Origin of the sequence: Cytobacillus sp. FSL R5-0569 (assembly GCF_038007265.1) — a bacterium.
Classification (GTDB): domain Bacteria; phylum Bacillota; class Bacilli; order Bacillales; family Cytobacillaceae; genus Cytobacillus; species Cytobacillus kochii.
Genome location: NZ_JBBOWW010000001.1, coordinates 416,937 through 436,793 on the forward strand (window position 1 = coordinate 416,937; position 19,857 = coordinate 436,793).

Consider the following 19,857-nt stretch of genomic DNA (forward strand, 5'->3'; position numbering starts at 1 on the left):
ATTAAAATCAATACTTAATTATAATAATTATAATTAAGGAATTAATTTAATCTGTTTTTGATATAGTGTGTTGTGATGAAGATAATAATAATGAATATAGCCATATAAATGGTCAATGCCGTAAAGTGGTCTTTTATGAAAGGTACAGCTTTATTGCCTAATTGATGGATGAGAAAAGCTTCAAAATAAAACCTTGCGCCTCTTCCAATCGTTGCCCATAATACAACGGTCTGTATTTTCATTTTTGAGATGCCAGATAAAATCGTAAATATCTTAAACGGTAAGGGTGTAAAGGCAGATATCAGAATGGCCAATGGACCAAGCTTTTGAAAGTACAGTTCTACTTTCATGATTTGTTGCTCTTTAAAAAGTGCTCGTAGGACAGGCCTGCCAACTCGTAATCCGATATACCAGCCAAAGATTGCACCGATAACAGAAGCGAAAGTAGTGAGAAAAGCGTACCAATACACATGATCACTGTCTGCTAGTCCCATTGGAATCAAAAGTAAATCAGGAGGAATGGGGAAGAAAGAAGAGTCAGCGAACGAAACGAAAAAAAGTCCAAACACACCATATTCCAATAACCATTCTTTAAGTAAATGTAAAATTTCTTGCATATATGAAAACCCCTTTTTAAGATTACGTGGTTTGTCCTTTAGAAATTATATGTGCACTTTTTCTTTTCATTACTATGGGGTATGATGGGGATGGTTGTTTGATAGAAAGGTGATGGAATTGTGGAATTGATATTGTTTTTTCTACTAGGTGCCTTAATTAGTGTGTTGTCAGGTTTTTTTGGCATCGGTGGAGGGTTTATATTAACACCATTATTAATGCTCATTGGACTTGCCCCTATTGAGGCAATTGCGACAAGTTTGTTATTTACAATTGGGAGTTCATCTTCTGGGATTATCGGTCATATAAAATTAAAAAATATTAATTGGAAAGCAGGGATTATTTTAGGGGTGAGTGGGATCATTGCTACCCAAATTGCCCATCCTTTTGTTGTCTTTTTAGATGCTCATCAGTTAGATGAATGGGCGATTCCTGTTATGTATATTGTGTTGCTTTCTTTCTTTTCTGTCCAAATGTTTAAGAAGAAAAGTGCGCAGCAAGGAGTGAGCGGGTTAGTTCAACCTTCCATATTAAAAATGGTTTTAATCGGCTTGTTTGCAGGGTTTGTTTCCACTTCTTTAGGTGTAGGTGGAGGGTTTATTATTGTACCAATGTCGATTGCCTTTCTAGGTATGTTACCTAAGGAGGCGGTAGGAACGAGCTTATTTGCAGTCCTATTTATTGTTTCAGCAGGTTTCTTATCCTACGCATTCACTGTAGAAATTAATTATTTTATGGGGATATTCTTACTTGCTGGTGGGCTACTAGGTTCTCAATTCGGAGCTAGATCAACCGATGTTTTTGAAAACAAAGAAATTACTACATTACTATCATTTCTATACTTAACGACGATTTTGAGTGTGGCACTTAAGGCATTTGAACAAAATGTTTTTGGATTAATCATCGTTGTTCTTTATCTTCTCTACTTTTTCACTGTTCTAGGGAAAAGACATATTGCTCATTGGCGAGAAGAAAAAGGGTACTCTTAAACAGGGACATACAGGGTAGGCTTTGGTTTAGTGTGGATTAGAAATATGACGAAGTAAGCCTGTTTCTAGCTCTTTCCTGGTAGATTGCATTTTTTAAAAAGGCTACATATTGTAGCCGCCGGATATATAGTGGTAACTAACTGTAGACTTTTGTTTCATTCAATCATATAGCTCCCAATTGGCTAAAGAGGGAGCTGATGTACAAGGTGAAATTACATCTCCTGAGGTGCCTTCATACCAAGTAAATGCAGGCCGTCAGTTAAGATGATTGTTACTGCTTTGACAAGACCGAGTCTCGAAGATAAATGTTCATCTTTATGAAGTATTTTTTCGTTAGCATAGTATTTGTTAAAGCTTTGCGCTAGACTAATTAAATATTTGGCAATGATGGACGGTGCTGATTTTTCATGGGCAAGGACGAGCTTATCTGGATAAAGGGATAAAAGTTTAGCTACTTGCCAAGCGTATTCACTTGATAGACCTTCTATTTTATAAGTCTGTTGCTGACTTTTGTGTAAAATAGATTGCGCTCTAGCTTGGGTATACTGTACATACGGACCGGTTTCCCCTTCGAATGTTAACATGTCTTCTAAAGAAAATTCTATTTGTTTCATTCGTTCGTTCTTTAAATCATGGAAAATGATTGCTCCTACACCAACAGCTTTAGCTACCTCATCTTTGTTCTTTAGATGAGGATTTTTTTGTTCAATATTCTCTGAAGCTAATTGTATGGCATCTTGTAATACTTCCTCTAATAATATGACACGACCTTTTCTTGTCGACATCTTCTTACCTTCTTGTAAATACAACCCAAATGGGATGTGATGGATATGTGTCGCCCAGGAATGCCCCATTTTAGATAATACGGCTTTGACTTGTTGGAAGTGGATGGACTGCTCTGGACCAACGATATAGAGAGCCTCATCAAATTGGTATGTTTGTTTACGATAAATGGCTGCCGTAATATCGCGTGTAGCATAAAGAGTCGCTCCATCTGATTTCTTAATTAAGCAAGGAGGTAGATTTTCATCTGATAAGGGTACGATTTCTGCTCCATCAGAGGTAGATAGCAAGTCAGATTGTTGCAGTGTATCGACAACCGCGTTCATTTGATTGTTATAAAAGGCCTCCCCATAATTAGAGTCAAAAGAGACACCGAGCAGTTGATAGGTTTTCTCGAATTCTTTTAAAGATTCGTCTCTAAACCAAGACCAAAGTTGCTTTGCCTCCGCATCATCAAGTTCAAGTTTTCTGAACCAAGCTCTTGCTTCTTCATGCAAGTGGGGATGTTCCTCAGCTTTCTGGTGAAATTTTACGTATAATTGGAGTAATTCCTTAATTGGCTCCTTTTTAATTAAAGCTTCACTTCCCCAATGCTTATAGGCGGTAATGAGTTTGCCAAATTGTGTGCCCCAGTCGCCTAAATGATTAATCTTAACTGTATCATATCCATGCTTTTCTGCTATAAGTGCAAGGGAATGACCAATGACTGTCGAACGTAGATGCCCCATTGAGAATGGTTTGGCGATATTTGGGCTAGAGTAGTCTAATACGATTGTCTTACCTTTACCGCTTCCTGATTGTCCGTAATTCTCTCCTTGATGTAGTACGGCTTGAATAATGAGTTGACTGATTGCTTTTTTATTAAAAAATATATTTACATATGGCCCAACTGCTTCAACATGATCTATCCATTCATGAGTTAGCTTTCCTGTTAAGTCTTTTGCTAATAGATTTGGGTTTTCTTTATAAATCTTTGCTAGTGCAAAACATGGGAAAGAGAGATCGCCATGTTCGGATGTTTTAGGCGTTTCTAACAAGCGACGAATCTCACCTTCACTTAAGGCGTTATCTATTGCAACTTGAATACATGAACTGATTGTCTTTTTCATATCTATCACCTTTTTCACCTCCAAAAATATAGGAAAACATAAAAAAGCCCGTCTCTCATAATTTGAGAGACGAGCCTTAAACCCGCGGTACCACTCTAATTGTTCGTGACGAACCCCTTTACTACTTGCCTGTAACGGGGCGAACAACCGACATGACCTACTTGGATTCTGCCATGCTTCTATCGAAGTGCGCTTCAATGTGGCTTTTCTTGCAGGCTCTCACCATCCCTGCTTCGCTTTAGAATTCACCTACATCTACTCTCTTCGTCACTGAATTTCCGTTTGATTTTCCATTATTATACGCTAGATTGTTAAAAAAGCAACCTTAAGATGCACGATAATATTTAGAGCTGTCTTGGAACATATAACTCTTCTGGTGAAATCTAATGCTAAAAATAAGCCCCATAGCCATCATATTTCCGATTAAGGAGCTACCCCCATAACTAATGAAAGGAAGAGGAATACCTGTAATCGGTAATACTTGAATGGTCATCCCGATATTTTGAAATACATGGAACGTTATATAACTAATAACGCCAACGCAGACATAAGTATTAAATGGGTCATTGACTGATAAGGCAATTTTCGTTAAGTGGAAAATAAGTATAAAATATAAGCATATCACGACACTTGCACCAATAAAGCCGTATTCTTCGCCAATGACACTGAAAATAAAGTCTGTGTGAACATCGGGGATATAAACTTGTCTCTCATAAAAACCTTTACCACCCAATTCTCCCGAGCCGATAGCATGAAGAGAATTGTACAGTTGTAAGCCAGCTCCTTGTTTATGTGTATACGGATCTAACCAAGCATAAATTCGCATCAATTGGTAGTTATCCACTGATAGATACTTTAATAATGTTTCAGGAGCCCAAATAATGTAATAGATGATGGTTCCACCTACAGCAGCAACTGTTCCGTAAACAGGGAGGATAATTTTCCAAGTAATACCAGACACAAGTAGAATCCCCGTGAAAATAGCGATAATAACGAGCGCCGTACCCAAATCTTCTAAAATGATTAGTCCTAGCGGAACACAAGTAACGAGCCCAAGCTTAATAAACAGTATAAGGTCATTTTTTACCGTTTTCATGGTGTATTTTGCATAATGATCTACAATTACTTTACTTAGTGCGAGGATAAGAAATATTTTAAAGAACTCGGATGGCTGCAAAGAAGGTCCTGGTAGACCGTTGTACCAGAGCTTAGCTCCTTTTACTTCATATGCAAGGGACTCTGGTGCGATAAAAAGTCCTGCTTGAAGTATTGTGCCGATACCGAATAAGATCCAGGTCATTCGCTTTATCTGATCAGAATCAAAGTACATAATGGTGGCGATAACAATCATACCTACACTATAAAAGATTATTTGTTGTAGCACGAAGTTATCTGGATACTGTGCTGTTGTTTGCCCGCTATAAATAGCAGTGCAACTAATGATGCAGAACAAAAATAATATCAGGGCTAATGTCCAATCAAAGCGATCATTCTTTTTTTGTATACGATCCATATATAAACACCTATCTTTATTTTATACATTCAGGTAATGCTACGAACAGAAAAAAACCATTAGGGATCTTCTGCAAAGGAATATGTTTAAACGTATATATAGACGTACCGAATTGAGAAAGAGTTTCCTTATTTACAATATAAAATAAAAAAGTAATGTTAAGTTAAGTAGGAAATAAACATTGTGGCAATACCAAAATACGTAACAAGTGAGAAAATGTCATTTAATGTTGTAATAAGAGGCCCGGAAGCTATGGCTGGGTCTATCCCGAATTTGTATAATAGTAAAGGAATAGTTGCTCCCGAAAGTGTCCCGATAATTAAAGTAAGAAGTAGGGAAACTCCGACAACTAAGCCTAAATAAATATTTCCTTGCCAAAAAAATGCAATCAGTGCGATTAAAATACCACAAGTGACACCAATAATCACGCCTACCCCTAATTCCCTAAGAATCAGTTTCGTAACCACTTTTTTATTTAAATCATTGGATACAAGCCCTCGGACAACTACAGCTAATGATTGCGTACCTGTGTTACCTGTCATACCAGAAATCATGGGCATGAAAAAGGCGAGGGCTACGACTTGCGATAAAGTAGCCTCATACCCGCTTATGATACTGCCTGAAATAATGCCGATGAATAATAAAAGGATGAGCCACGGTAACCTTCGATAAGCGGCGACGAAAGCTTTCGTATCAAAGTCAATTGCCTTACCGGAAGCGGATAGTTTTTCAATATCTTCATTCGCTTCTTGGACAACAACATCCATCAAGTCATCAACAGTGGCAATACCCATTAGCACATTTTCTTCATTCACAATTGGAATAGCAAGAAAATCATATTTTAAGACCATGTTTGCAACTTCTTCTTGGTCTGTCGTCACTGCAGCTGAGATGACCCGTTCATACATAATGTCTTGGATAACCTCGAGGGGCTCTGCGATTAGTAAGTCACGGTGAGAGACAACCCCAACTAATTTTCTGTCTTGATCTATCACGTATAAATAATTAATCGTTTCAGCATATTCTGCAAAGGATTTTAACTTCTCTACTGCTTCTCGGACTGTGTAATAATCACGAATCCATACAAAACGGTTAGTCATTAAGCGCCCGGCAGTTTCTGGTGGATAGGTCATCATATTCTGAATGATGCGAGATTCACTTTGTTTCATACCGGCAAGGAGACCTTCTATTTTCTCAGCTGACATATCATGAAGTAAAAGGGCGAGGTCGTCATTGTCCATTAGATCCAAGACTTTTCCTGTTTTCTCATTTTCTAATTTATTTAAAACCTCAAGCTGCATGTCTTTATTCAATTCCTCTAGCAACTGGGCAAGGCGGTCAGCAGTCATAAATAATAAGAAGCGCTTCTTATGCTTTTCAGGCAGATGATCATAAGCTTGAGCAATATCATACGGTTGCAGTTCATCTAAAATCCTGTTAAATTCTTTTTGTTTATTATCTTTTAATGCTTTGATGATCAATAAAGCGATTTGGTTTTCTGTCATCGTCTGAATCATAAAGCTCAAGTCCTTTCAACCGAGGATATACCTTAAATTGTAAACGGAGATTATATGCTTATCTTACCATTCTTTTACTGGGAAAATCATGATTTCTTAAAGTAATGTATGATTTAAAAGTTAAGATTGTATGCTAATCCATTAGTTATTTTCATAGTATGTGTTAGAAGTGGATTGTTATCATTGGTTTGATATAAAAAGGTTTTTTAGGGTATGAACAAAACTCAGGAATTGAAATAGTTATTTTGTAATGTTTTTTTAATAATCGTATTTCCTTATCTTTGCTAAAATGAAATGGATGAAATGACGCATTGTATCGTGTGTTTGTGATTTACATGTAGTTAGTATAAATTATTGCAGTAAAACGAAATAGTTGTGTGGTATGAGGGTAATAACAAAGGTGGTACAATTTAATTTGCTCTTCGTCTTTCTATTTTCAGTTCGGAGGTTTCTAAATTGCGAAAGAAAAATCATAGTGTTCGAGATCTCATCTATATCTTATTAAACGAAAAGGACCAGTCCGTTATTTCTTATGGAATTGAATTTTCTGAGTTTATGCAATCATTACAGAACAGGACAGGGCATCTTCTATTAGTGAAGCATCAGTATGATAATGGGGAACTGAATGTACATACCATGTTTGATTGGGTGGCTCATGAAGACCTGCCAGCACTAATAAATGAAGATGTTTATAGTTATGGTGATTTTTGCTGGATAGATTTCGAGGAGGAAGAATCGTTAAATGAATTGCCTGCTCAAGCAATTGCTGAGCTCCTATATCTTAGTCATGTAAAGGAGCATTTAAAGAAACCTTTCTATAACCATTTAAGCAATCGTTATTGTTATTTAGCGCATGATGACGGTTGGTTAAATAAGGTCTATTACCGAGACTGGCAGGACTTTTACAAAATGCTTGGCGACGTTGCTGCTATGAAGATGGAGCATTTAAAAGTAGAAAAATCTTTATTAGGCCTAAAAAAGAAAAAAACATATCCGCAAGTTCCAGAAGGCGCGTTAAGGGCATTAAGAAATTTAATGAAGGAAGGCCTGGTAATTTCTTTTGAACAGAGTGAGCAGACACGTACAAAAATTAATATACCGCTCTGGACAGTTGGAGATTTCACTAATATGGATGATATGTATGATGAGTTCGAAGCAATGAGGAAGGAAGCCACTCCAGACGCGAGATTGGTTTTTGATAAAAAACTGAAAGAATGGCAAGTAACTGATTCATAAAAATAATAATGCACCACAAAATATGATAAGGTATAATAAAATCGACAGAAAATTGTAGATTTAAGGAAATAGGTGTCAATTTTTGACTTAATAGGGGAAATTGGTGTAAAACCAATGCGGTCCCGCCACTGTAACTGGTTAATAAACAAAGAAAACTGCTATATATGTTGTATAGGAGGAGCCTTTGATTATAAACCATAAGCCAGGAAACCTGCCTATCTTCCATAAACACTGTAACCTACGAGGATAGGGGGTGTTTGGTAAGGCTTCTTTGTCGTGATTATTCCTTCCAAACATCTCCTACTAATGGGGATGTTTTATATTTTAAGGAGGGTCAATCATGAAGAAATGGTATTTATTTTTAGTCTCGATTCTACTATCAGCAGGTATTCTTGCTGGATGTGGGAATGACACAGCTGAACCGAAAAAAGATGGAGAAGAGAAGGTTGAAGAGAGTACTGAAACTAGCGCTTTTCCTGTAACATTAACGGATGCTGCGGATCAAGAAGTGGTGATTGAAGAGGAACCAGAAGCGATTGTTTCATTAATCCCGAGTAATACTGAAATCGCTTTCGAATTAGGGTTAGGTGAGAAGGTAGTCGGTGTATCTGATTTTGATAATTATCCAGAAGAAGTAGCTGATATTGAAAAAATCGGTGGACAAGAATTTAATGTAGAAGCAATTATTGCTTTAAATCCAGATGTTGTATTAGCACATAATTCAGGAGCGCATAATAGTACTGAAGGCTTAGATCAATTAAGAGATGCTGGTATTACTGTTCTTATTGTCAATGATGCACAGAATTTTGAAGAAGTATATGATTCCATAGAAATGATTGGTAAAGCAACAGGAGCAACAGAAGAAGCAAATCAAACAGTTGAGGAAATGAAAACCCGTTTGGCAGAAATTGAAGAAAAAGCAAAGTCTGTTGAAGAGAAAAAATCTGTCTTTGTAGAAATCTCTGCAGCTCCTTCTTTATATACTGCCGGTCAAAAAACATTTATTGATGATATGCTCAATTTGATCCAAGCGGAAAATGTAATTGAAGAAGAAGGTTGGCCACAAATTGACGAGGAAGCTGTCATCGAAAAAAATCCTGATGTGATTATCACTACATACGGGTATTATACGGAAAATGCGGTAGAAACCCTTTTAAGTCGAGAAGGTTGGCAAGATGTAACAGCCGTTAAAGAGAAGCAAGTCTATGATGTGCACTCTGATAAGGTAACTCGTACAGGTCCTAGACTTGTAGAAGGAGTAGAGGAGCTTGCAAAAGCGATTTACCCAGAAGTATTTAAATAATAGAGGTGTTGCTAATCTCTGTGCGTTCGTTTTCTTATGTGTAGCAATGATGATGGGGATTTCTATAGGGACTGTTTCAGTGCTACCGTTAGATATATTCAATATCATTGGAGCGGAAATCTTACGTTTACCGATAAGTAATGATGTTAATCCAATGCATAGTAATATTGTTATGAATATTCGCTTGCCTAGAGTCGTATTGGCGGGCTTCGTCGGGGCATCACTTGCAATAGCAGGTGCTGCCTTTCAAGGTTTATTAAGGAACCCTTTAGCAGACCCTTATACATTGGGGGTGTCTTCAGGAGCTTCTGTTGGTGCTGTATTAACGATCTTTCTCGGTTTATCCATTCCGTTTGTTGGCACCTTTACTTTACCGTTATTTAGTATTACAACAGCTTTTCTAACGATAATTGTTGTCCTTTTCTTTGCGCGACAAATTGATCGTGGCATGAGAGTAGAGACAATCATTTTAACCGGTATTATCTTCAGTTCTTTTCTAGGTGCATTTATTTCCTTAATGATTGCTTTAACCGGGGATGAACTGAGACAGATTATTGGGTGGTTGTTAGGAAGCGTATCGATGAGAGGTTGGGACTATGTTCAAATCATCCTTCCTTTCTTTATCATTGGTTCTGCGATGCTTATTGCCAATAGCAAGGAATTAAATGCGATGTCATTCGGCGAAGAAAGAGCTCGTCATATCGGGGTGAATGTACAGAAACGTAAGATGATGGTCTTAATTGCCGGATCGATTTTAACTGGTGCCGCTGTAGCAGTGTCAGGTACAATCGGATTTGTCGGCTTAGTCATTCCGCATCTGACCAGATTGCTATGGGGACCAGACCATAGACACTTGCTTCCTTTATCGATGATGACAGGTGCGGGGTTTTTAATACTTGCTGATTTATTTGCAAGAACAGTCATTTCACCTACTGAGTTACCTATTGGTGTCATTACTGCGTTAATTGGTGCACCAGTTTTTGCTATCATTCTAATTAAAAGAAGAGCGGAAGGCAGAGGATAATGTGATGATGTATAGCTTACGAAAAATTAACGGTGGTTATGGAGGCAAGCAGGTCATTCATGATGTTTCCTTTGAAGTAGAGAAAGGACAGTTATTCGGCATACTTGGACCGAATGGGAGCGGCAAGTCGACAGTTTTAAAGATGCTAAGTGGTCTTATACCGGTCACATCTGGTGAAGTTTATTTAAAAGATCAACCAGTACAAAATTATAACACGAAGGAAATAGCGAAAATCGTTGCTGTCCTACCTCAACATGCCGAACATAGTTTTTCTTATACAGTAAAGGAATTTGTATCACTTGGTCGCTATGCTCATCAAAGTGGCTGGTTCCAAACATGGTCTGAAGATGATGAAGAAGTGGTTCAACGATCGATGAAACAAACAGGCGTACAGCATTTTGCACATAAAAATATTACTGAGCTATCAGGTGGAGAGAGACAACGTGTGTTTTTGGCACAAAGTCTCGCACAAGAACCAGAAATATTATTACTTGATGAGCCAACCAATCATTTAGACTTATCCTATCAAAAAGAATTGCTAGATATGTTAAAAGAATGGACTGAGAAAAAGGGTTTAACGGTCATATCCATTTTTCATGATTTAAATTTAGCCGGTTTATATTGTGATCAAATCGTTTTATTAAATGATGGAAAAATAGTCTGCAATGATAAACCTAATGAAGTATTGCAAGAAGCACGTATTATAGAAGTTTATGAGACTGAAGTGAAGAAGCACGGCCACCCGAAAGTACCAGCACCTCAAGTAGTCCTAATACCTGAGGAGAAATGGCATAATGAAGAGATTATTACACCTGCTATATTAATGGTGAATGCAGAATATATTACACTTCAGTCTGCCCAACCTCTAAGGGTAATGTCATCAGGTGTTGTTGGTTCTGGTATTGGCTGGTATCAAACATTTGTTAATCGCCATGTTGATAAAAGTTATAACTGTGATGATTTTTATGAGGAGATGGTAGATTTTCTTATAGAAAAAGGGTTTGAGCCTTCGGAAACGGTTGGTATGATGACAGCGGTATATACGGATGATGTGATCTACGAATTTTACGAAATGGATCTGTTCTCTGTGTTGATCGTGGTCACAGCAGGTGTAGGAAACGCTGTCGATGCTTCGATGGCGAGCAAACATAAAGAGGTAGTAACCCCAGGCACTATAAATAGTTGGATATTTGTCAATGGTCATCTTTCTGAAGAGGCATTTATTCAAGCAATGATGACGGCAACTGAAGCGAAAGCAAAAGTATTAATGGATTTAGAAGTAAGAGACAAAGAAACGGGGACAGTTGCCACGGGCACATCTACGGATAGTATATTAGTTGCTGCAACACAAAGTGGAGAGAAAATAGATTTCGCTGGAACAGTTACACCCCTAGGAAAAATAATTGGAAAAGGTATTTACGAATGTACACAAAAAGCGATTCACAAGAGTCGTAAAAGAAAAAAGGAAACAGATGATGATTGAACATTTAATCGCATTAACAATAGCAGTGGTCATTGACCGATTCATAGGTGACCCACCGCAATGGCCGCATCCTGTAAAGTGGATGGGTTCTTTAATAGGATTTTTAAGGAATAAATGGAATATAGGGGCGCATAGAAAATGGAAAGGTGTAGCTATGATAACAACAGTCTTATTGATTGTATTAGTTATATCGATAAGTATTGTGGTGATTGCTTATGCTGTCCACCCTATCGTTGGAATATTATTTGAGGCGGTGTTAATCGCAACTACCATCGCCCAAAAGAGTTTAAAGGAAGCGGCAATAGAAGTGTACGAGCCTTTAAAGAAGGAACAAATAAGTGAAGCAAGGCAAAAGCTTTCATATATTGTTGGTAGGGATACAGAAGAGCTAGATGAAGCGGGGATTGTTAGGGGAACAGTTGAAACAGTAGCAGAAAATACAAGTGATGGGATTACTGCCCCGTTGTTCTTTGCATTAATTGGTGGTGCACCATTTGCATTAGTTTATCGCGCTATTAACACTTGTGACTCAATGGTCGGTTATCAAAATGAGAAATACATTGATTTTGGCTGGGCGTCTGCAAAGCTTGATGATGTGGTGAACTGGGTACCGAGTAGACTGACAGCATTTTGTATGCTTCTCGTGAATAAGCCGAGATTTATTCGAAAGAAAGAGAGCTTCCGATTAGTGATGAGCGATGCGAAAAAACATCCAAGCCCCAATAGTGGCTGGGGAGAAGCAGCTGTGGCTTATTTATTAGGAGTTCAATTAGGTGGTAAAAATACATATGAAGGGCATGTTTCTTATCGTGCCACGATGGGGGAAGCTAATATGCCATTATCAAGGAATCATATTGTAGAGGCGAATACTATTATTACTAAGACCATTCCACTGTATCTCTTTATCTTATGGCTAGGGGGTGTTTTGATTGCAATGGCCTAAGCATGGTGCGAATCCACAATATTTATACGAAGTATTAAAGTTAGATATGCCCGCAAAGACAATTGACTTTAGCGCGAATATTAACCCATTAGGGCCTCCACAAGCTGTAAAAAGGCAATGGTCAAGCTTACTTTCATCATTATACGAATACCCCGATCCGTTTGCCACAAGATTAACAGAGCGTATCAGTAAAACCACATTACTTCCAAAAGAAAATGTTCTCATTGCCAACGGTGGAGCCGAAATCATCTCAATGATTGGACAGTTATTTGCAAGAAAGCGTGTAATGATTGTCCAACCTGCTTTTTCCGAATATGAGACAGCTTGCCGAGCGAATGCGTGTGAAATTGACTATTTCTTCTTAAATAAGAACTGGCATTTAGATATTGAAGGTTTGATAGCTACTTTTAAGGAGAATGATGTAGTTTTTTTGACGAACCCGAATAATCCGACGGGTAAATACTTCTCGAAAGCTTCAATCAAACGTTTGATTGAAGCTGCAGAATGTCTAGGTGTTTACCTCATTGTCGATGAAGCTTTTTATGATTTTGTGGATGAATATGAACCGATCTCTCCGTTATTACTGCAGTACGATCAGTTAGTTATTATTCGCTCTATGACTAAAATGTTTGCCATTCCTGGGATTCGCTTAGGATATGTGCTCGCGAATGAACAATTTATAACTGACTTAAGGGCAATACAACCGCATTGGAGTGTCAATAGTGTAGCGCAGGAAATAGGGTTACTGTGTATAGAGGATAATAACTTTCAGAAGGAAACACGTGAGTTGATGAAGGTAGAACGGAAGAGAATCTTTTCTTTTTTAACACATAATGATTACCTACATTCAGATTCATCTACCAATTTTTACTTATTAAAAGATCCATTTTCCAAAGAAAGCGAGAGACTTTTTCTTTTTTTATTAGAAAAGGGACTGATTCCAAGGCATACATACAACTTCCCCGGATTGGAAGGAAATTGGCTTAGACTAGCAATGAAATCACCGGATGAAAACAGTCGATTGATGGAGGCATTAAAGCGATGGCGCGAATCATCTTTATAAGCGGTGGAGTGAGAAGTGGTAAGAGTCGGCTTGCTGAGAAATTGGCCATTGATATGGCTTACTACCATGGGAAGCAATTACATTACATCGCGACAGCTCAACCAAGTGATAAGGAAATGATGTTGCGCATTCAGCATCATCAAAAGCAGAGGCAAGAGAGTGGTAAGAAGTGGATGACATGGGAACAACCAAGAAAGGTTCACCAACTAGCTACTCACTTCTCTTCAAACGATATTATTCTTCTAGATTGCCTAACAACTCTGCTTAATAATGAGTTTTTTTATGAGAATCGCTGGTCTGATTACGAATTTCAACAACAAATTTATGCAAATCTTGTCCAAGGAATAAAAGAGCTTTCGAGTAAAGTCGATACGTTAATTCTCGTAAGTAACGAAATATTCCATGATGTGATAAGTGATGAACCACTTGTACTGGTGTATGGAAAGATGTTAGGACGACTCCATCAAAAAATAGTGAAACTTGCAGATGAAGCTTATCTAGTAGATGCTGGCTGTCTCATTCAGATGAAAGGAGGAGAAGAATATGAAAGGCTTAATGGTCGTTGGAACCGCCTCTGATGTGGGGAAAAGTATGATTGCCACAGCTATATGCCGAGCCTTAGTAGAAGAGGGTGTGCGTGTTGCTCCGTTTAAATCACAAAATATGTCTAATAATTCTTATGTAACGAAAGATGGCAAAGAAATTGGACGGGCACAAGGTGTACAGGCAGAAGCTGCGAAAATAGAGGCAACCGTCTATATGAATCCAATTCTCTTAAAACCAACATCAGACTCGACTTCTGAAGTCGTTTTGTTTGGGAAAGCTGAGACGATTCAGTCTGGTCGTGACTATAGAGCCTCTTTCTATGAAAAGGGACTAGAGGCGATTAAGATAGCACTTAATAAACTAGAAAACACTTATGATGCGATCGTGATGGAAGGTGCTGGGTCTCCTGTAGAAATTAATTTAAAAGATCGTGAGCTAGTCAATATGAAAGTGGCTGAAATGGCAGATGTGCCTGTGTTGTTAGTAGCTGATATCGATCGAGGAGGCGTGTTTGCAAGTATCGTTGGGACGTTATCATTACTAGAAGAAAGCGAAAGAAGTCGAGTGAAAGCCATTATTATTAATAAATTTAGAGGAGATCTGTCTCTATTTGCGGACGGTAAGAAGTGGATAGAAGATCACTGTGGTATCCCAGTTATCGGTGTGATGCCATATTTACATCATCATATGATCGATGCAGAGGATTCCTTATCTATACAAGTTTCTAAAAAGGATAACCCAATAGATATTGCTATATTTAAACCACCGTATCTTTCCAATTTTACCGATATGGATCCGTTTTTATATGAAGATGATGTATCTTTCCGCTGGGTTAATCATAGTGATGAAATGGGCATGCCTGATGCTGTCATTTTACCAGGAACGAAAAGCACGATCCATGATTGGCAATATTTCTGTGATAGAAAGCTCGATAAATGGTTAAAGCATTATATAGAAAATGGCGGCAGAGTCATCGGAATTTGCGGTGGTTTTCAAATGTTAGGTAGGCGATTAGCCGACCCTTATGGTGCGGATACGGGAATTAAAGGGAAGGAGATAAATGGTCTCGGGGTAATTCCAGCTGACACCACTTTTATCACTGAAAAAACAACCATTCAAGTGGAAGGAACGCTTCACCCCAAGTTAAAAGGCTCATTTGTACAATCATTAAAAGGATATGAAATCCATTTAGGCGAAACAGTAGTAGAGAATCATGATAGGCATTATTTTCTGAAAAAAGCTGATGGCCATTATGATGGATATACAAGTAAAGGTGGCAAGGTTATTGGTACATATATGCATCATGTTTTTCATCACGATGAATGGCGTGCACATTGGTTAAATCAGATTCGCGTAGATAAAGGTTTGCCTTTAAAAGACCCGGTTTATATCAGTACCAAGAAGGACAAAAAGTATGCAGAACTAGCAGCACACTTTAAATCAAATGTTGACTTTAATCTTCTTAAAGAAATCATCGGTATAGAGGATCACACCTTATGAAATTATGGCTAAAAGGATTATTAATTAATTTACAATTTTTCACTGCTATTCCGATTCCTCTCCAATTACCGATGGATAATAAGCATTTAAATGGCGCGATTAAAACGTTTCCATTGTTAGGTATCATACAAGGTGTCATCTATGCGCTTATATTTTATTTGTTATTAATGATTTCTCCTTTTTCGCCATTAGCATCTGCCATTTTTCTTTGGGTGACATTAATCGTTGTCACAGGAGGGATTCATTTAGACGGTTGGATGGATGCAAGTGATGCATACTTTTCCTATGGTGATCGACAAAAGCGATTAGAAGTGATGAAGGATCCAAGAGTGGGTGCTTTTGGTGTGCTATCGGTCATTCTCTTATTAGGTACAAAACTATTTTTTATTTATGAAATTGCTATTAAGTTAGAAAGCACATCTGTTTTCTTTTTTATTGCTTGTATTCCTTTTTTTAGTCGTATGGTCATGGGCATGATGCTAGTGAAGGTGAAGACAGCAAAAAATAGTGGGTTAGGTAAAATGTTTCAGGATGCAGCTACTTCGAGAAGTGTTGTGATATATGGTGTATATATTTTATTAGTTGCTATAGGGCTGTTCTTCTTTTTTCCTACCCTTTTATTCGGATTTACTTGCATGTTAATCATTTCATTATGCTTATTTATGATCATGAAACAAAAAAGCGTAGGTTGGTTTGGGGGCACAACAGGTGATGTCATTGGTGCATGTGTGGAAGGAGTGGAATGGAGTTTATGGATGGTTCTTTGGTTATCACATTATTTCGTCATGGGATGACAGAGGCCAATAGGAGGAAAGCCTATCTAGGTTGGAGTGATTCTCCGCTTGTTTCGGCGAAAGCTATCGTCCCAATCGTCCCACCTTGCGATATCATTGTAACAAGTGATTTAGGTAGATGTATTGAAACGAGTAAGCAATTATTTCCTGATGAACCACTTGTCTTGATGAGTGATTTGAGAGAACTTAACTTCGGTGAATGGGAAGGCTGTACGTATGAGCAATTAAAGAATCATCAACCATATCGAAAGTGGTTAAATCATTGGCAAACATTATCACCCCCTAATGGTGAAAGTTATAGTGAATTTAGTCAACGACTTGATCACGCGTGGGACTCGTTAGTAGCAGAAGCGATGAGGAAAGCAATTTCAACAATGGCGATTGTCACGCACGGTGGAGTGATCCGCCATATATTACATACGAAAGTGAAAAATAAAAAAGCTTTTTGGGACTGGAAGATTCCTTATAGTGGAGGCTATCAAATCGATGTTAAATTGAAAGGGGGAGAGATTATATGCACTTTGTTACAGGAGGAGCCTATAACGGAAAGGGAGAATGGGTAGAAAAACAATATGGTATTCACCGAGCAAGCCATTTCTGGTATTCCGCCTACCGTAGTTCATCACCACCTGAAGCAGAAAAAATTACAGATATTGATGGTGTAATTGTATGGGAAGGAATAGAATATTGGGTAAAGGATGTATTAACTTACAGTGGTGAAGAGGAGATACAACAAAGAGTACAGCAACTCCTCGTTGATTTTGCAGCATGGGAAAACAGCAGACGTAGACGCAAGGTCATCTTAATTGGTACGGATATAACAAAGGGCATTGTACCAGTAGAAGAAAAAGATCGACTTTTACGCGATGTTTGCGGACGAGTGTATCAAAAAATGGCAAAACAGGCAACGCAAATGGATATTATTTGGTATGGCATAGCACAGAAAATTAAATAAGGGAGTGGGCGATTAGATGAGAATTTATACGAGAACAGGAGATAAAGGAAAAACGAGCATTATTGGCGGCAGAGTAGAAAAGGACGATATACGTGTTGAAGCCTATGGTACAGTTGATGAAGTCAATTGTTTTGTCGGTCAGGCTGTAACTGAGTTGGATCAAGCAAAATTCGTAGACGTCTTGGATGATTTAGAGAAGATACAACATGAACTTTTTGACTGTGGTGGAGACTTAGCAAACGTAACAAAGACACGTGAACTGAAGCTAAAACAAGAGTCCATTGATTATTTAGAAGAGAGAATTGATGTGTTTATTGCAGAAGCACCGGAATTAGAACGTTTCATCTTACCAGGAGGTGCCAAGGCATCTGCTTCTATCCACATAGCAAGAACCGTCACAAGAAGAGCAGAAAGATTAGTCGTATCACTTAAGAAAACAGATGATACTGTTCCAGATGTAGCTGTTATGTTTTTAAATCGCTTATCTGATTACTTTTTTGCATTAGCCCGCGTCATCAACTTTCGCTTAGGGAATCCGGATGTAGAATATGTACGTAGTGCGAAAGTGTTCCGTGGGGGTAAAAGAAAAGGGGAATAAGTGATGGGTCTTTTGAAAGGAATTAAAATAACATGGCTAAGTGTTTTTGTTGCCCTATCGGTGATTGGTGCAGCAATTAAGATTCCAGCTGGGATTGTCACTAGTGTGGCACTAGATTCATTTCCTGCGCTACTTGCTAGTGCCTTATTAGGAGGTCCGGCTGGTGCAATCGTTGGAGGGACGGGTCATTTATTGTCAGCACTATTAGGTGGGTTGCCAATGGGGCCATTTCATTTGGTAGTAGCGATTGAAATGGCCATTCTAAGTTATATATTTGCATTATTTTACCGCAATGGACATAGATGGATTGCTTCTATTCTCTTTGTACTTGGAAACTCGTTTGCTGCCCCACTTCCATTTCTTTTTATTATGGGGGAAGCGTTTTATTTGGCACTCGTACCTTCGCTTTTAGTTGGTTCTATTTTTAACGTAGCTATAGCGCTTATCCTCATTCCAAGATTGGCAAGAATCATACAACCTGTAAAAACATCCATGGAAAATACCAAATGAGAGATGTGCTAGTGATTCCATATAACAAGGAAGAATCACTTGTCATAGCAAGTGATAATAGCGGTGGTATTGGATTAAAGCATGAGGATTTAATTAAAGTTTCTTATGAGGATGTCGCTTATTATGCTTTAAGGGTATCGATGATGGAATGTATAGCTATAGGTGCAACGCCCTTAGCGATAATTTTACAGAATTTTTCTGGAGATCAAGTGTGGCAATCATTAGTAACAGGAATTGAAAAGGGCTTGCTGGAACTAGGCCTAACCGATTTATCTATAACAGGAAGTACAGAAAGTAACTTTGAGTTGAAGCAATCTGCAACAGCTGTATCTGTTATGGGAAAAATACATGCGAGTAAAGATATTCATACGATAGAGTTTACAGAAGAAAATCAGATAGCAGTTATCGGTAGACCGTTAGTAGGAGAAGCCGTCATTCATGATGCTCTACATATAGCTCCGCTAGCGCTATGTTCAAAACTCGCCAATATGGAAAAAGTGACAGTCATGCCTGTTGGCTCTAAAGGGATATTAGCTGAGTTAAATCAATTATTTGAGGATCGTGTCTTTGCCCTAACTGATATCACTTGCGAATTAGACTTACTCGCTTCTTCAGGTCCTGCAACCTGTTTCATTATTAGTTACACACTTGCGAATGAACAGAAAATAAAAGAAATGGCTACTGGTTATTTTTATCCTGTAAAGGTGAAGGAATGAGTTTAACTGTTTTTATAACAAGGCACGGGCAAACGGAATGGAATATAGAGAAGAGAATGCAAGGTCGATTAAACTCTCCTTTAACTGACAAAGGTAAGCAAGATGCTTTAAAACTTGGCCAGAGATTAGCGCAAACAAAATTTACAAAGGTTTTCTCTTCTCCAAGTGGTCGAGCATTAGAAACAGCACAAATCATTACAAATGGGGAAGCGATTGTTAAAGATGAGCGATTGATGGAGATTATGCTTGGGGAGTGGCAAGGGAAAACTGAAGAGGAAATTTGGGAGAATGATCCTTTATTATTTGCGCAATATTGGCAACACCCTAATGAATATGACAACCCATACGGTGAAAGCTTTCAAAATGTGATTGATCGCTTGCGTGCCTTTCTAGCAGAATTAACTTTAACAAGTGGGAATGTGTTAGTGGTCACTCATGGTGTCGCATTGAGAGCTATTTACTCTATTTGTCGCATGCTGCCAGTTCATCAATTTTGGAACGGCGCGCCAGATATTGAGGGAACAAGTTTAACAATCCTTACCTATGAATCACAGCGTTTTCAAATTGTGAAAGAAGCATGTACGGCACATTGCCAATAACTGGCGTGCGGATGCTTCTTTTTACTTTGACAGCAGTCAATGTGGCCTGGTTAGAAAGTGA

20 protein-coding genes, 1 riboswitch and 1 other annotated feature are annotated in these 19,857 nt (G+C 38.2%); of the genes, 16 read left to right on the forward strand and 4 right to left on the reverse strand.

The genetic code is table 11. The features are described 5' to 3' along the window. Positions 1–41: 41 nt before the first annotated feature. Positions 42–617, reverse strand: a complete 576-nt coding sequence (locus tag MKX78_RS02225) for a YqaA family protein (protein ID WP_095370853.1) — start codon at positions 615–617, stop codon at positions 42–44. A 120-nt stretch (positions 618–737) separates the two neighbouring features. Here MKX78_RS02225 and MKX78_RS02230 point away from each other — a divergent pair, with 120 nt between their 5' ends. Next, the gene (locus tag MKX78_RS02230) at positions 738–1,604 is read left to right on the forward strand and encodes a sulfite exporter TauE/SafE family protein (RefSeq protein WP_307315469.1); all 867 of its coding nucleotides are present in this window, start codon (positions 738–740) and stop codon (positions 1,602–1,604) included. Positions 1,605–1,816: 212 nt separating this feature from the next. Here MKX78_RS02230 and argS read toward each other — a convergent pair whose 3' ends face one another. The 3 genes from argS to mgtE form a co-directional block, all read right to left on the reverse strand. After that, positions 1,817–3,502, reverse strand: a complete 1,686-nt coding sequence (gene argS, locus MKX78_RS02235) for an arginine--tRNA ligase (protein WP_445293174.1) — start codon at positions 3,500–3,502, stop codon at positions 1,817–1,819. 56 nt (positions 3,503–3,558) lie between these two features. Continuing rightward, positions 3,559–3,776: a binding site (T-box leader), on the reverse strand. A 45-nt stretch (positions 3,777–3,821) separates the two neighbouring features. Continuing rightward, positions 3,822–5,009, reverse strand: a complete 1,188-nt coding sequence (locus MKX78_RS02240) for an FtsW/RodA/SpoVE family cell cycle protein (RefSeq protein WP_328198965.1) — start codon at positions 5,007–5,009, stop codon at positions 3,822–3,824. Between the two features lie 158 nt (positions 5,010–5,167). After that, a complete protein-coding gene (gene mgtE, locus MKX78_RS02245) occupies positions 5,168–6,526 on the reverse strand; it encodes a magnesium transporter (protein WP_095370850.1) in 1,359 nt (452 codons plus the stop codon). Positions 6,527–6,982: 456 nt separating this feature from the next. Here mgtE and MKX78_RS02250 point away from each other — a divergent pair, with 456 nt between their 5' ends. The 15 genes from MKX78_RS02250 (at position 6,983) to MKX78_RS02320 (ending at position 19,796) form a co-directional block, all read left to right on the forward strand. Further along, positions 6,983–7,762, forward strand: coding sequence for a hypothetical protein (locus tag MKX78_RS02250; protein ID WP_095370849.1), 780 nt, complete (start codon positions 6,983–6,985; stop codon positions 7,760–7,762). 53 nt (positions 7,763–7,815) lie between these two features. Next, positions 7,816–7,995, forward strand: a riboswitch (cobalamin riboswitch). Between the two features lie 107 nt (positions 7,996–8,102). Continuing rightward, positions 8,103–9,065: an ABC transporter substrate-binding protein gene (locus MKX78_RS02255; RefSeq protein ID WP_341049592.1), complete on the forward strand. Its 963-nt coding sequence runs from the start codon at positions 8,103–8,105 to the stop codon at positions 9,063–9,065. Then, positions 9,031–10,089, forward strand: a complete 1,059-nt coding sequence (locus MKX78_RS02260; protein WP_341049594.1) for a FecCD family ABC transporter permease — start codon at positions 9,031–9,033, stop codon at positions 10,087–10,089. The genes MKX78_RS02255 and MKX78_RS02260 overlap by 35 nt, the downstream gene beginning before the upstream one ends. A 7-nt stretch (positions 10,090–10,096) precedes the next feature. Continuing rightward, the gene (locus tag MKX78_RS02265) at positions 10,097–11,572 is read left to right on the forward strand and encodes a heme ABC transporter ATP-binding protein (protein WP_341049596.1); all 1,476 of its coding nucleotides are present in this window, start codon (positions 10,097–10,099) and stop codon (positions 11,570–11,572) included. Next, positions 11,565–12,515, forward strand: a complete 951-nt coding sequence (gene cbiB / locus MKX78_RS02270) for an adenosylcobinamide-phosphate synthase CbiB (protein ID WP_445662657.1) — start codon at positions 11,565–11,567, stop codon at positions 12,513–12,515. Before MKX78_RS02265 ends, cbiB begins: the two co-directional genes overlap by 8 nt. Beyond that, positions 12,502–13,578 (forward strand): threonine-phosphate decarboxylase CobD, encoded by a 1,077-nt coding sequence (cobD, locus tag MKX78_RS02275; RefSeq protein ID WP_341049602.1) that lies wholly within the window; start codon positions 12,502–12,504, stop codon positions 13,576–13,578. The genes cbiB and cobD overlap by 14 nt, the downstream gene beginning before the upstream one ends. After that, positions 13,557–14,156 (forward strand): bifunctional adenosylcobinamide kinase/adenosylcobinamide-phosphate guanylyltransferase, encoded by a 600-nt coding sequence (locus tag MKX78_RS02280; protein WP_341049604.1) that lies wholly within the window; start codon positions 13,557–13,559, stop codon positions 14,154–14,156. Before cobD ends, MKX78_RS02280 begins: the two co-directional genes overlap by 22 nt. Further along, positions 14,122–15,624 (forward strand): cobyric acid synthase, encoded by a 1,503-nt coding sequence (locus MKX78_RS02285; protein WP_095370842.1) that lies wholly within the window; start codon positions 14,122–14,124, stop codon positions 15,622–15,624. Before MKX78_RS02280 ends, MKX78_RS02285 begins: the two co-directional genes overlap by 35 nt. Further along, positions 15,621–16,418, forward strand: a complete 798-nt coding sequence (cobS, locus tag MKX78_RS02290; protein ID WP_341049606.1) for an adenosylcobinamide-GDP ribazoletransferase — start codon at positions 15,621–15,623, stop codon at positions 16,416–16,418. The genes MKX78_RS02285 and cobS overlap by 4 nt, the downstream gene beginning before the upstream one ends. Beyond that, positions 16,376–16,981: a histidine phosphatase family protein gene (locus MKX78_RS02295; RefSeq protein ID WP_341049608.1), complete on the forward strand. Its 606-nt coding sequence runs from the start codon at positions 16,376–16,378 to the stop codon at positions 16,979–16,981. The genes cobS and MKX78_RS02295 overlap by 43 nt, the downstream gene beginning before the upstream one ends. After that, a complete protein-coding gene (locus MKX78_RS02300) occupies positions 16,933–17,373 on the forward strand; it encodes a bifunctional adenosylcobinamide kinase/adenosylcobinamide-phosphate guanylyltransferase (RefSeq protein WP_341049609.1) in 441 nt (146 codons plus the stop codon). Before MKX78_RS02295 ends, MKX78_RS02300 begins: the two co-directional genes overlap by 49 nt. Before the next feature lie 16 nt (positions 17,374–17,389). Beyond that, positions 17,390–17,971, forward strand: coding sequence for a cob(I)yrinic acid a,c-diamide adenosyltransferase (locus MKX78_RS02305; RefSeq protein WP_307315443.1), 582 nt, complete (start codon positions 17,390–17,392; stop codon positions 17,969–17,971). Between the two features lie 3 nt (positions 17,972–17,974). Continuing rightward, positions 17,975–18,481, forward strand: a complete 507-nt coding sequence (locus MKX78_RS02310; RefSeq protein ID WP_307315441.1) for an ECF transporter S component — start codon at positions 17,975–17,977, stop codon at positions 18,479–18,481. Beyond that, complete coding sequence (locus MKX78_RS02315) at positions 18,478–19,197, forward strand: ATP-binding protein (protein ID WP_095370837.1); 720 nt, start codon at positions 18,478–18,480, stop codon at positions 19,195–19,197. The genes MKX78_RS02310 and MKX78_RS02315 overlap by 4 nt, the downstream gene beginning before the upstream one ends. Next, complete coding sequence (locus tag MKX78_RS02320; protein WP_095370836.1) at positions 19,194–19,796, forward strand: histidine phosphatase family protein; 603 nt, start codon at positions 19,194–19,196, stop codon at positions 19,794–19,796. Before MKX78_RS02315 ends, MKX78_RS02320 begins: the two co-directional genes overlap by 4 nt. Positions 19,797–19,857 lie beyond the last annotated feature (61 nt).